This window comes from Chitinophaga sp. W3I9, assembly GCF_050434025.1.
Taxonomy (GTDB): domain Bacteria; phylum Bacteroidota; class Bacteroidia; order Chitinophagales; family Chitinophagaceae; genus Chitinophaga.
The window spans coordinates 4,947,252-4,960,416 of the sequence record NZ_JBNPWC010000001.1 but is presented as its reverse complement, the minus strand read 5'-3'; the positions used below and the strand labels follow the sequence as shown (position 1 = coordinate 4,960,416).

The 13,165-nt window shown below is 48.0% G+C and carries 9 protein-coding genes; 3 read left to right on the top strand and 6 right to left on the bottom strand.

Annotated elements, in window-relative coordinates:
- Window positions 1-26 precede the first annotated feature (26 nt).
- On the top strand, window positions 27-1,163 hold the full coding sequence (locus QFZ51_RS20315) for a redoxin domain-containing protein (RefSeq protein ID WP_429048370.1): 1,137 nt from the start codon (window positions 27-29) through the stop codon (window positions 1,161-1,163).
- A gap of 15 nt (window positions 1,164-1,178) precedes the next feature.
- Here QFZ51_RS20315 and QFZ51_RS20310 read toward each other — a convergent pair whose 3' ends face one another.
- The 3 genes from QFZ51_RS20310 to QFZ51_RS20300 form a co-directional block, all read right to left on the bottom strand.
- On the bottom strand, window positions 1,179-4,313 hold the full coding sequence (locus QFZ51_RS20310; protein WP_429048369.1) for an AsmA family protein: 3,135 nt from the start codon (window positions 4,311-4,313) through the stop codon (window positions 1,179-1,181).
- Window positions 4,314-4,506: 193 nt separating this feature from the next.
- Window positions 4,507-5,841 (bottom strand): ankyrin repeat domain-containing protein, encoded by a 1,335-nt coding sequence (locus QFZ51_RS20305; RefSeq protein WP_429048367.1) that lies wholly within the window; start codon window positions 5,839-5,841, stop codon window positions 4,507-4,509.
- Window positions 5,842-5,851: 10 nt separating this feature from the next.
- Complete coding sequence (locus QFZ51_RS20300) at window positions 5,852-7,042, bottom strand: hypothetical protein (protein WP_429048366.1); 1,191 nt, start codon at window positions 7,040-7,042, stop codon at window positions 5,852-5,854.
- Between the two features lie 171 nt (window positions 7,043-7,213).
- Here QFZ51_RS20300 and QFZ51_RS20295 point away from each other — a divergent pair, with 171 nt between their 5' ends.
- Window positions 7,214-7,984 (top strand): carboxypeptidase-like regulatory domain-containing protein, encoded by a 771-nt coding sequence (locus tag QFZ51_RS20295; protein WP_370910722.1) that lies wholly within the window; start codon window positions 7,214-7,216, stop codon window positions 7,982-7,984.
- 42 nt (window positions 7,985-8,026) lie between these two features.
- Here the strand turns inward: QFZ51_RS20295 and QFZ51_RS20290 are convergent, their stop codons facing one another.
- Complete coding sequence (locus tag QFZ51_RS20290; RefSeq protein ID WP_429048364.1) at window positions 8,027-10,312, bottom strand: glycosyl hydrolase family 95 catalytic domain-containing protein; 2,286 nt, start codon at window positions 10,310-10,312, stop codon at window positions 8,027-8,029.
- A 117-nt stretch (window positions 10,313-10,429) separates the two neighbouring features.
- The gene (locus tag QFZ51_RS20285) at window positions 10,430-10,855 is read right to left on the bottom strand and encodes an acyl-CoA thioesterase (protein WP_370910724.1); all 426 of its coding nucleotides are present in this window, start codon (window positions 10,853-10,855) and stop codon (window positions 10,430-10,432) included.
- Between the two features lie 87 nt (window positions 10,856-10,942).
- Here QFZ51_RS20285 and QFZ51_RS20280 point away from each other — a divergent pair, with 87 nt between their 5' ends.
- Window positions 10,943-12,217, top strand: coding sequence for a hypothetical protein (locus tag QFZ51_RS20280; RefSeq protein WP_429048362.1), 1,275 nt, complete (start codon window positions 10,943-10,945; stop codon window positions 12,215-12,217).
- A 6-nt stretch (window positions 12,218-12,223) separates the two neighbouring features.
- On the opposite strand, the gene QFZ51_RS20275 is transcribed toward QFZ51_RS20280, so the two are convergent.
- On the bottom strand, window positions 12,224-13,159 hold the full coding sequence (locus QFZ51_RS20275; protein WP_429048361.1) for a hypothetical protein: 936 nt from the start codon (window positions 13,157-13,159) through the stop codon (window positions 12,224-12,226).
- Between the last annotated feature and the right edge of the window lie 6 nt (window positions 13,160-13,165).

The window sequence follows — 13,165 nt, the reverse complement described above, 5'->3', positions numbered from 1 at the left end:
TACCCATAAACGTTAAAATGAATCCTATGCGTACATTATTATTGCTTACTTTTTTATTTCCGCTGTCACTCCTGGCCCAGGACCACTTTGAACTGAAAGGAAAGGTAGATAGCTTGCATAATGGCGATAAAATTTATCTTGTTTACCAGATAGAGGACCAGCGGATAACAGATTCCGCCATGGTAACAGATGGCCGGTTTGTTTTCAGGGGAAAACTGGAATACCCTGTTTATTCCGGGTTATTCCTCCGCAAAAATCCCTATGTGGAACAAATGGGAAGAGGTGAGCAAATAGACTACGTGCGCTTATACCTGGAGCCCGCGGTCTTTAACGTGGAAGCAAAGGATTCACTGAAAAACATCGTGATCAAAAACTCGCCTGTCAACGATCAGCAGGCCGTGCTCCGGTCGATGTTGAAAAAAAATGATGAGCAGTTTTCCGCTTTGCAGAAGGAATTTACAGCGATGCCGGAAGCACAGCAGAAGGATAAAAAAGTATACGATGCTTTCATGGCACGCGAAAGCCAGCTGCTTAAAGAGTCGTATGAGGTTTACCTGGAGTTTGCCCAAAAGTATCCAACATCTTATCTCAGCGTGGTGAGTCTCGTCCAGGCCGCCGCCCATCCGGGAATGGCAGCGGCAGCAGGGAAGGCGTATGAACGCCTGCCCGCTCATCTGAAAAATTCACCGCTCGGAAAAAGGATACCGGTTTTACTGGCCTCAAGGGCAAACACAGAAATGGGCAAGGTGGCGCCCGACTTTACACAACAATCTCCCGATGGCAAAGCAGTAAAGCTTTCTTCATTCAGGGGCAGCTATGTACTGCTCGATTTCTGGGCCAGCTGGTGTGGTCCCTGCCGGAAAGAAAACTCCAATGTGCTGAAAGCCTACAATAAATATAAAGAGAAAGGTTTCACCGTATTGGGCGTATCGCTCGATATGCCCGGCCAGAAGGACGCCTGGCTGAAAGCCATTGACAATGATCAGCTAACCTGGCCACAGGTATCGGACCTCAAAGGCTGGGATAACGAAGTGGCGCAGCAGTATGGGATCCGCGGTATCCCTGCTAATTTCCTCATTGATCCCAACGGAAAAATCATCGCACAAAATCTCAGGGAAGAGCATCTCCAGGAAGAATTGGCAAAAATCTTTAAAGAGAAATAAACAGGTACCGGAAAATCAATTTTGTACCTCGTCAGGATCCGCCGTTTCGTCCAGGTTATCTTTTTCGGAACCCCTGCGCAGCTGTACTTTTGGATTACCCTGTGTACCGGTAACGTTGAAGGGTATGCCAAAAATGCCAAATGGCGGCAGCCCCAGGCGGCCTTTCAGGTTCAGTTTTCCATCAAGACTAACCTGTCCCTCGAAACGCGGGCGGAAGCCGGCAACCCGCATTTTTGTCCTGGCAATGGTGATGATATTATTTTTGATAGACGACTTAATATCTACTTTAGAGAGATCAGGATCTTTCACCTCATCCTTGCCGGTAGAGCTGCTCACGGCATTGAATAATTTAAAGCCTTTCATCTTTATTTTCTTTACAGACAGCACGCCTTCTCCTTTCAGGGAAGGGTATACCGGGTGCATGTTTTCATCAAGCTTACCGCTAAGCTGGTAGTCGAGTCCCACCATGCCGCTGGCGCTGGAAGCAGAGGAGGCGATGTCATGAAAGATCTTTATTTCGTTATAGGCCCGTTTTATATCAAACTCTTTTGCGCTGATGTGATAATCGAACGTAGCTTTCTTAGGCTGAATACTTACATAGGTGGCTTCCATTTCAACGGGCGCACCAATAACAGAGAAGCCGGTTTTACTGAGGCGTACTTTGTTACTGTCTACATTAAGTTGTCCGCGGAAGCTGTCGATGGCAATGCCCTGGAAGTTTATTTTATTCACGGCTGCATTCAGCGCCAGCGATAGGTTGCCGGGCACCATGATAACGCCGGTGGAAGTAGTGGTGGGATTAGCGCTGGTTTTGGTGTCGCCGTTCACCATCAGTTCATCCACCAGGATGTAATTGCTTTTCAGGTCGAACGTGCCGTGCAGCGTTTGATTTTTCGATATTGCATAGCCTATTACGTTGCTGAGGAATCCGTTCAGCGTAATAGCCGATTTGCCATAGCTGGCATTGAACTGATCGAACCACATTTTATCCTGGTGGAAACGGAAAACGCCGTTTTTAATATGGAATGGCAGCGGGAACAATTCAGCTGTTAGTATAATATTCTTCACTACCAGCGAGCCTTTATTATTCAATTTGCCGTATCTGCCGGCGGTGGCGTCGCTTTGTGTGCCACGAAGCGAGAGGTCAGTTTTTATAAAGCCCTGCACGTCGTAGCCCTGCAGGGCAAACACCTTGTATATTTTACCAAGGTCGATGATCCCATTGGACGTAATGTTATACCGGAGATCATCGAAGTTATTGAGATCCGCTTTCAGCATGAAGGGTTGTCCTTCAAACTCAAAGGCCACTGGTTTAAGATCTACCTCCAGGGAACGCATGGTGCCGGTGGTATTGGTAATGGTGGCATCCACATTTATTTTCTCGACCGGGTGGGGATAATACTTCGTTTGTACGGTACCGTTATTCATGGCCAGCTTGGCGGTAGTAACCGGGAACAGTCGTTTGGCGGGCACGTAGCTGCCTTTGGTAACGATGTTGACATTCAGATCACCGGTTACGTCGAGACTGTCCATTTTATAGAATTGCTTGATATCGCCGAGGTGTAATACGGATGCAAGCTGTGCATCCACTACCGGTTCCTGTGCATTGTGAAGCCGGAAGAAGCCTTTGATATAGTTGCTCAGCATCTCTGCGTTGATATCGGCAATGTTGAGGTACGTATGTGCGTAGTCGTTATCCGGGCAGCCGGCGTCTACATTAAAGCTGATATTATTAAGCGCCTGCGGCATGGACGTAAATTTGAAGTAGCCATTCCGCAGGTTGGACTTTAGGCTGAATGCCGGGATGCTGGTAATCACGGTATCTGCCTGCTTCCGGAGGCCGCGGTATACAACGCCTTTGGCATATTTGCCGTCGGCCTGCAGGTGTGCCTGCAGCCTGCCTTTCATATCAAAGGACTTGCCGCCTGTGGCTTTGTTCCATTTTTCCAGGTCAATGTCAGTATTCAGCTTTATGTGAATGTCAGGAGTGGCAAGCCCTTGTATACGGATCACAGAGCTGAAATAATCTTTATCAATGTTAAAGAAGATAGAATCCACATTGATATAAAGGCTGTCCAGGTTGAGCTGTGGCAACCTCGACTGGAAATTGAGGAAGAGGTTCTTTATCGGTGCAGGGGCTTTGTCGTTTGTAATGACGCCTTCCCGTACTTTCATGTTAAAGGTTACACCGGGCATGGTGTTGGTTTCGGCGATGTATTGCCCGATCAGGCTGGCATTCACATCAGCTGTTCCCTGTATGTCTGTTTTATCCATCCAGGTAACATATTCCGCGGGTAATGCACTGAAAATAGCATGCAGGCTGGATTCCATTGAACTCAGACGGAAGTCCATCCGGTAGCCGTTCTTCAGGAATCCGAAAGAGCCGTTCAACCGTACCGGCAGCTCATTCAGTTTCAGGTCATTCTTTTCAAAAATCAGGTCCAGGGAATTGGTGTTGATCTTGGTGATCAGTTCCCCGTTTAATTTCTTCGACAGGATATAGGAAGTGCCGGCATAGGTAAGATCAAAGGCCCCGATACGTACCCGTGAGTGCAGGTCGAACTGCGCTTTACTCAGATCGCCTTTACCGGTATAGTTCACATCTTTGGCCTGGATGTACATGGGCAGCGACCGGTCATCATAAATGATGTTGCAGTTTTCCAGTTGTATGCGTTCTATTTTAAGGGACGCACTGCCGCTGTCTGCCTGGCTGGCAGCGCTGGCCGGCGCCGATTTGTACACATTATAGTTGGGATGCCCTTCCGCATCCGTCAATACGTGAATATCGCCACGGGTCAGGTAAATTTCATCGATGTTGATGGCGCTGGAAAAGATGCTGGCCAGGTTTACACCAAGGGCCACTTCGTTCGCAGCTATCAGTGTGTCCTGTTTAAAAGGAGCGGCGCCCTTCAGGCTGAAATCGTAGAGCGTGAGCGTCAGCGAGGGGAAGTGATTGAAAAACGACAGCCGTGCCCGGGAGAAGTTCAGATCCCCGGTAATACTGTTATTGGTCCAGGTTTTTATCTTATTGGAAATGGCCGTTGGGAAAAGAACGGGCAGCAAAAACAATAAAAGAAAGATGGCAGCAATTGATATTGAAATAATTTTCAATGTCTTGATAGCTGTTTTTTTTACGATAGCATTGCGCATAGCATTCCGGATATATAGAGGTTATTATCTATATGCGCAATCCCCCATTGTCCTGTATAGGAGAAAGAATATTATACCCAACAACCTCATATGGTTACGGGCTAAAGATAGTTATTTTTTATGAGCCCGCTTGAATTGGGCGATAGTGCGGAAACAAATCGGCGCTCCTTGGTGAGGGAGCGCCGGAATGGAATTATCCTTTTAATATCTTCGCTTTCTCCTCATCAAATTCTGCGGCCGAAAGAATGCCGGCATCCAGCAGTTCTTTGAGATCGAGCAAAGCTTGTTTTTTATCTGCCATGCTTTTTCCTGCAGGCGCTTCCGCTACAGGTACTTCGTTTTTCACTTCTTTTGCCTGGGGCGAATTATAGCTGAGCAGCAGCGCGGCAATTTCGTTGTATCCCTTGATGGATGCATAGTCAATGGCCTTTTGCTCTTTGGTATTGACCACCGATACATCTGCCTGTTGTTCCAGCAGGTATTTTACGATATCCTTTTTACCATTGGAGGCGGCGTAATGCAGCGCTGTATTTCCCGATTCATCCTGGATATTTACATGGGCGCCGCGTTCCAGCAACAGCTTCACCATGCTGAGATGGCCGTTCTTAGCGGCTACATGTAACAGGCTTTCGCCACCGTAGCTGTAGGTGTGATTGAGCGTAAAGGCACTGTCCATAGAAAGACTGGAAGCGCTTTCCACCCAATCCAGGTAAGTGTTCATACTGGCGGTGTCTGCGGAAAGCGGCTGACTGAAATTAACATCAATGCCCTTATCGAGGAACAGGGTGACGATCTCTTTCTGATTATTGGCGCAGGCGTACCATATCGGGGACAAACCATTTTTCGACGTGATCAGCACATCCGCGCCGTGCTGTACCAGCAGGTTGGTGAGTGCCCGGTTGGTATCATAACAGGCAATCAGCAGCGCCGATTCCCCCGCATGATTGGTATGATTTACGTTGGCATTATTTTGAATCAGGCAATCGGCCATTGCCAGGTTTTTGGAGCGCACTGCCACTATAAGGGGGCTATCGCCGGCTTTATTGGTGGTGTTCACATCCGCACCATGATCAATGAGGGTTTGCACCACTTCTTTATTGCGCCAGGCGGAAGCAATGAGTAAAGGCGTTTCGGCCTCGTTGTTTTCCAGGTCCACTGTAACGCCTTTTTCGAGCAATTTTTCTATCAGTTCCTTCTGACCGGTTTTAGCAGTCAGATGTAACAGGCTGTTTCCCTGGAGATCGTTGATATCTGTACGCGCGCCTTTTTCCAGCAGGAACAGCGCGGTTTGTTTTTGTTTTTGCAGACAGGAGAAGTAAAAAGGCGTTTCCCCGTTATGGTCTTCGTAGTCGAGATCTGCCCCGGCATCCAGCAATAGTTTTGCAATATCCAGGTATCCGTGATGTGCAGCGTAATGCAGCGCGGTCCTTCCTTTTTCATCGGTATAGGCAACATCTACTTCGTTATTGGCAAGTAAAATTTCGGCTATTTTACGTTTGCCACTTTCACAGGCAATTATAAAAGACATGGACATAGTACTACGCTTTATTTTTTAAAAGTAACTCTACTGTTTTTGATTTCAGGTTGTCCTGGCTGGCCAGGTCAATAGGTCGCTGATCAAGATCATTGGTAGCATTTACATCTGCTCCGTGTTCTATCAGCAGTTTTACTTTGCGGTAAAGTTGCCTGGCTGCTTCCTGCTCATAGTTTACGTTATAGGCGCACACTTTATGAAGGAGCGTGTTGCCTTCATCATCCCGCCGGTCCAGTTCTACCGCACCTGTTTCCAGTATGGCCTCTAAAATATCTGCGGGGCGTTCCGCCACCCAGTCCAGTGCGGCTTTGTCTTTGGCGTAATAAGGAGAAGTCTGGTAAATATCTGCGCCATCACGGATCAGCGCTTTTAACAGCTGCACTTCAGATGGAGAACCCTGCCGGCGCATACGCATAGCGCCACTAAAAACGGTTTCCCCGTTTTTGTTGACAATATCGAAATCCACGGGGGCATATGCGGCCAGCTTTTCATATTTTTCCACACTGCATACCTGGTGTACGATGGCTGCATAGAAAGCCGTTTCATCGTCTTTTCCCGGCTGGTTCAGGTCAGCCCCGTTTTGCAGTAGTAGGTCGATATACTTTTCCTGCCATTTACTAATAGCCAGGTGCAGCGGCGTTTCTTTCACGATATTTCCTGCATTGGGATCCAATCCTTCTCCAATCAGGTACTCGAGGTAAACCACGCCTTTATCTTCTTTGATTGTATACTCCCGTACAATTTTATACAGGTAGTTTTGATCGTAATTATCTTTGTAATGAATATCACAGCCTGCTGCTACCAGTATTTTAATGTGTTCAATGGGAGCGGAGTTGTCGAAGGCAATGCTCAATAAGGTTTTATCCTGGAGCGCATCGTTGATATTATCCAGTTTCCCGGTGAAGGAAGTAAGAAAATCCAGGTCTGCCGGCTCAGTGCCCAGGTGCCTGAACAGGCTCGGGAAGATCGTCTCATCAAATTTTTCGTACTCGTAAATATCCGTTTCTATGATACGGTCTTTTACCAGTGCGTCGATCAGCTCAAAAGCTTTTGCCCTGATCAGGGTATCATAGATTTGTTTTTTGTCATAGGATGAAAGGTCTTTGGGTAATTTTTCACCTTGATCGATCCGTTCTTTTGCTGCTGACAGGTTGCCTCTTTTCAGTGCATCTGTCAGTGGGTTTACTTCGTACATAAGCCTGGTTTACTTTTTTTTGGGTCCTTTGGGTCAATTTTCCTGCCAAATATACGATAGGATTGGTAATAGCAAAGGGGTTTGACACCGGCATAATCAAAACATAGAAAATTGTTAATAATTGAGGCCACCCTTGCTTATGTTTCTATCCTGTCTTAGATTGAGATGGAAATGAGTAAATTTTTACAAAGGATATTTATATTGATAGTATTGGTCTCGCTTCACCTGGTGTCTGCCGGGCAGGTGCGGGTCCGTGGCACTGTATACGATCGTACGGCCCGTTTCGGTATGGCGGGCGTAAGTGTGATGAGCAACTCGGGAGCCGGCACGGTTACAGATTCCGCTGGTCATTACAGTATTATATTGCCGGCCAATGATTCTATCAGCTTTTCCTACCAGGGGAAAGCGACGATGAAGTTTGCTGTAAAAGAGATCCCGGTTAACCGCACTTTCGATATGAGCCTGCATGTAAGTATTCATTCATTACGGGAAGTGGAAGTATCTGCCGCACGGCCGCGCAGTTACGGGCAGGATTCGGCGGAGTTCCGCAACGAATACCGCAAAGTGTTCGACTATTCACCGGATTATCTTACCAGTGGCGGCAATGGAATGGGCGCCGGCATTAACCTGGACGCGCTTTTCAGCATGAAGAAAATTAAACGGATGGAGAACTTCCGGCGTTTCCTGGAACGCGAGGAACGGGAGAAATACATTGATCACCGCTTTAATAAAACACTGGTAAAGAAGATCACCGGGCTGGAATCACCGGCACTGGAGGTTTTTATGGTGGAATACAGACCCAGCTATGAACTGCTGCTGAGTTTTGAAACCGACTACCTGTACTATAAGTACCTGAAAGAGTGCGGTAAATATTTTTCCGAGAAATGGGAAATAGCACATCCGGTTAACAAGAGCCGCAGGAATAATATTCTTTTTCAATGACGGGCGACAACTAACACCGTTAGTTATCGCCCTGTAAGTATCTTATTCATATCCATTCTTCAGCACCAACACCGCTCCGGGAGTTGCCGTTAGGGAAAGGAATCCATCTCCCGGATTATTTATTACAAATCCTTTATTGCTGGCAGCAAAGAAAGTTTTAAACGGCAACTTTAAGCGGGTTTTTCCGCCTTTTTCCGCTACAATCTTTACTTCGTCCACCTGGCCGCCATCTTTTCTGGCACTTACCAGGAAAGCCCCTTCTGCGCGCAATTGCTCAAATGATACGTTCGTCCATGCGGCTGGTATGGCGGGCATGATCTCTATAAAGCCTGCATAGCTTTGCAGCAGCATCTCCTGTAATCCTGCGGCAAAGGCAAAATTACCTTCCAGCGTAAACGGCCGGTACTGGAATTTCGACAGTCCCGATTTTGTCTGATCGCCGTTCAGGTGGAAGCTGTTCACAGAACAGAAGGCCTGGGCAAAGGTCTGGAGGTCTTTTGCTGCTCCTGCGCCATTTTTTGCGCGTGCTTTAAGATTGCCCATCCAGGCATAGGAGTAGCCGCACCAGTAATCCGGCCCGATACTGTCCGCCAGGTGAATGGTGTTGTTGATGATCGCCTGCGCGTTCGCGCCATCTTCCCATTTGATCAGCCCCAGCGGGTGAATGGCCATCATGTGGGAGAAGTGGCGGTGCGACTGGTTATACGCCATGCTGGGGGCAAACATCAGTTCCTTGCCGGGAGAGAGGGCGAAGTCCCCAAATTGGGAAAGTATTTTGTTCCAGTGCGCGGCCTCGTCGCTCAATCCCAGCACCGTAGCCAGTTCCGCGGCTTTGCTGAAAGTGAATTTCATAAGAGCCAGGTCATAGTTGGTATTTTGCAGGAACCAGGCGTCCAGGCTATTATCATTTATTTCAGGGCTTGAGCTTATTTTCAGGGCACGGTGCCCGTTGCTGTCTTTGACTGTGATATTTTCCAGGAATGCGGCCGTATTTTTTATCCAGGGATACGCTTTTGTTTTCAGGAACTGCTTATCCATGCTGTAACGCCATTGCAGGTAATAGTGCTGGGCCAGCCACGACGACACGGTGGGGGAGAGCGAGTACTGGATCCATCCGCCCATTTCAGTACCATCCAGCGTGGTAACGCCTGGCACGGCTAAACCATCTGCATTGAAGTACATTTTTGTGTAGCGTTTATAATTCGCTTTGTTGGCTTCAAGGTGATTAATATATCCCATTGCTTCGTCGAGGTGGTTGGCGCTGTAAGAAGGCCAGTAACTGAGTTGGGTGTTGAGATCGTGGTGGTAGTCGCCTTTCCAGGGAGCAATGCGGCCGTTGTCGGCAGTCCATACGGCCTGCAGGGAAATGGGCGGCGCATTTTTTCTTGCGGCGGAGCCAAACTTATATTGTTCGAGGTACCATTGTTTTTCGAGTAAGGTGTCCGGCACATGAATAGCAGATTGCTGCCAGAAGTGTTGCCACCAGCCGGTATGCGCTGCCAGTTCCCCGTTGAAATTATTGCCGGCGGCTTTGGCCGTTACTTTTGAAGCCGGTTCATTAACCGCTTTGCCGGGATATTGCGAGGAAATACTCCATACGCCTTCTATCGTAGTAGCGTTTATTTTTTTCCAGCGCACATTGATTTCATAGGTAAATCCACCCCAGCCTTCCTGCTGATAGGTAATGCTGTTGCCGGTTTGCCGGATGCGGCCTTGTTTGTAGCCGAGCCGGGACAGGTCATCGCCGCCCACAGGATCGCCTGCATTTTTCACTGCACCCTGGTATTGCGGCGCCAGCAGCTGTGGCACGAAATCAGCGCTTACATTTTCAAAACGAAACCATCCCACCGGCTTTACAGCGTCTACAAAAGTTTTCATGCGCACGCCACCAGCCCAGGTTACTTCGCATAGCGCTGTAGACAGTGTAAGATGAACAGATTGCACGGCGCCCCAGTTCCGCGTATCAAATTCCAGTGCGCCGCCGGGTATTTTGGAAGGCGCGGCTTCCCGGTCGTAGGGTGCATCCAGGTATTCCTGTACGGGTTTGTAGTCTTTTTTATTGACCTGGTCTATCACCCACTGATAGCTGAACTCTTTGCGATGAAACCCTTTCATGGGCCGCATATCCCAGAGGTCGGCCCTGTCCAGCGATATTCTCAGGTGATCGTCTTTTTGCCAGACAAGCGCGCCCAGCCAACCATTGCCCAGGGGGATGGCTTCATCCCAGCGGGTGGCCAGCTGATTAAATTGCAGATCGTGTTGGGAAGATTGGCCCGCGCTGGTCAATGCCAGCAGGGAAAGCGACAGTGCCGCAAAGAGTTTGTTCATCTGTTCTGTTTAATAATAGAATGCTATAGCACAAACAATTTAATACTTTAAACTAAAAAAGCAAAGTGACCTTCGTCCCGAAAGCCGCTTTGCTTGTTATAGCTGCAGATGATAAGTTTACACTTCCGAGCTGTCGATCACCGGGGCGCCGGCTATCTTCTCCATCACCGATGGCGGTAAATACGGACGGCCTCCGGAAGCCGGAATACAGGTGCCTGTAAAAACCGCTTTCGTCATCACCTTCCCATTCAGGAGGATGGATTGTTTGAAATGCAGTCGCGGCCCGCCCGACGGATCGGCAAATAAAGTACAGGTAACCGTGAACTGATCTCCTTTTTTCAGGGATCTTAAAAACTGGATCTTGTAACCAGATAAAACCATATAAACACCATTCCTGGCCTGTTCCTCAAAATCAAAGCCCAGTATTTCCCTGATGTAGTCGTGGCGGCAATACTCCATATAGAAAGGATAATATAACCCATCCATAATATTCTGAACATCTATATGCTCTTCTTTTGCAACGTATTCCTTTGTGTATTCCATTATCTGTTTAAATTTGGTTATTTTACAACTGTGCATTCAACGCGCTGTTGCCCACCCAAAATAGTATTAAATTGTGAATCCTAAATAATGATGACCATATTGAAATTGAAATGCTTTATCACCATTGCGCTGTTAACTACCATCATCCACGCTGCCCATGCGCAAACCGATAAGTGGACCGGCATCTGGAAAGCGGCCCTTCATCCCTGGGGACTGCGAACACCCATCACCATGCAGCTGCATATTGGCGAGGCACAGCAAGGCGTGCTGTATCCGGCGGTGATCACTTTACAATACGGGGAGTTTACCGGTATTTATGAACTGCTGCTGGCAAAGAAAAACGACGGACAGTTGGGAATAGGCCGCAATAAATATCCATTAAAGGAAACGCCGTATAAACTCGGTATCTGGATGTGGTATCTCAATGGCACTTTGGATTACAAGGACAACAGTATTTCGCTGAGCCGCATGTGGATCAACAAAGCCAGTTTCTGGATGCGGGGATTAGATGAAGGCGATGAGATTTATGAACAATCCAAAGTGGCGCTGCGCGACTTCCTCTACCGCGGCGATTTTAAACTGACTAAAGCCGGGAATAAGCCATTGCCCGATTCCAGCCTGCAACGGATTATGCACCCCGAAACCAGCCAGATCTATTTCGGCATCTACGACAGTATTGTTGCAAAAGACAGCGAAATTCCCCTCGAAATAGAAGACCAGGAAAAGTATGATGAAGATACCATAACGCTGCTTCACAATGGAAACGTCATTTTCGCCAGGGAACAGATCAATGATCACAACCGTCACCTCAAAGCGCGGCTGGACACCGGCCGGAACTACTTTGTTCTTTTTGCAGATAACTATGGGGGGCTTCCGCCCAACACCGGCCGTATTCGTACTACCATTAACGGTAGACCCTACGGATTTGATTTCAGCGACCGCTCCAATGCCTGGGCAACTTTCCTGGTAGCAAACATCTACCGTTCTTCTGCTGATAATAATGTGGATACCATTACCAGTAATGTGATCAAAAGAACAGCGGTGCCGGTAGCTACTATACCGGTTCGCACGGCTGATATTATTTTGGAACTGAAAGATACCCGGATGGAGGACGGCGACAGCATTTCGCTGCGGTTAAACGGCCAGTGGGTGGTTACCGGCTTCCCGGTGAAGAAAGCCATACAGCAAATTGCTATCCGGCTGCAGCCGGGAGAGAATATATTATTGTTTACCGCCGACAACCTTGGATCTATTCCGCCTAATACTGCGGAGCTGCGCATACGGTTTGGAAAGGAATCAAAAACGCTGAACCTTAGTACCGATATGAAGAGGAATAACGAAATCCGGCTGGTGCTGGAGTAAATGCAATCAGGAGAGCTTCATCAGCAGGCTTAGCCCGATGCCTGAAATGAAGCACCGCTCTTTATTGTTTCCAAGCAGTTGTTGTGTCCAGTCGACAAAGCCGCCATCTGCAATTTCTATTTCGTTACCATCCAGTTGTACTACCGCTTTAAATTGTATGCCTTTATAATAATTATTTTCCGCGGGGGCATCGTCTGAAATTATTTTGTACGGGAGATGGGAAGAAAGATAGTTCATTAAAGCATCCGTCAGTGCGCGGCAGTTTTTGTAACCGGACCGGGGTTGTATTTTAAAGTAGATATCAGTTATGTTGAACAGGGTATGCAGCAGGTAATAAATATGTTTCATCTGCTCTGCACAGGTGGTTAGTTCAAAATCAAAATTGCCGGTATCCTTTCCTGCGGCTACCATACAGGCAATTTTGAAGTGCGGCGTATAGCCTTTGCCGGGAGGAAGCTGCATGGCCCTGATATGCCGGTGAACGGTACAAAAACGCAGCCGTTCACCGGGAGCCGTGGCTATGCCACGCTGCTTCAGATCTGCAATATGAAGGGCAAGTGAATTGGTAGCATCTGCGAGCACTTCCGTGTGCCGGAGTGCGGTGATGATCTTTTTCTGGCTAACGGTGCCCACTGCCGCGCAACTGCCAAACTGCGCTACCGGCGACAACTCTACAGGTTCATATTGCTGTTGCCTTAAAAAGCGAAGGAGCTGCAGTTCCTTTTCCAGCATATCAATCATGTCGGTGTCGGCCGGTTGCACGTAGATGTTTTGCCGGTATTGTTGCAGCAACGCCGCCGGTTGTATGTCTTCCGACTTTTGTTGATACACTTCCAGCAGCAGGGACGACAGCTCTGAGCTGCTGATTTGTCCGCGCAGCAATTGTACTAAGTTGGGTATGCCCGTTTTCCGGTCTGTTTTTTTTGAGATAAAGTCCTCCATATATGC

Excerpts from the sequence above, each read along its gene's own strand:
- QFZ51_RS20280 (WP_429048362.1), top strand. The coding sequence starts at position 10,943 with ATGATGACCATATTGAAATTGAAATGCTTTATCACCATTGCGCTGTTA.
- QFZ51_RS20300 (WP_429048366.1), bottom strand. The coding sequence starts at position 7,042 with ATGTACGAAGTAAACCCACTGACAGATGCACTGAAAAGAGGCAACCTG.
- QFZ51_RS20305 (WP_429048367.1), bottom strand. The coding sequence starts at position 5,841 with ATGTCTTTTATAATTGCCTGTGAAAGTGGCAAACGTAAAATAGCCGAA.
- QFZ51_RS20275 (WP_429048361.1), bottom strand. The coding sequence starts at position 13,159 with ATGGAGGACTTTATCTCAAAAAAAACAGACCGGAAAACGGGCATACCC.
- QFZ51_RS20315 (WP_429048370.1), top strand. The coding sequence starts at position 27 with ATGCGTACATTATTATTGCTTACTTTTTTATTTCCGCTGTCACTCCTG.
- QFZ51_RS20310 (WP_429048369.1), bottom strand. The coding sequence starts at position 4,313 with ATGCGCAATGCTATCGTAAAAAAAACAGCTATCAAGACATTGAAAATT.
- QFZ51_RS20295 (WP_370910722.1), top strand. The coding sequence starts at position 7,214 with ATGAGTAAATTTTTACAAAGGATATTTATATTGATAGTATTGGTCTCG.
- QFZ51_RS20290 (WP_429048364.1), bottom strand. The coding sequence starts at position 10,312 with ATGAACAAACTCTTTGCGGCACTGTCGCTTTCCCTGCTGGCATTGACC.
- QFZ51_RS20285 (WP_370910724.1), bottom strand. The coding sequence starts at position 10,855 with ATGGAATACACAAAGGAATACGTTGCAAAAGAAGAGCATATAGATGTT.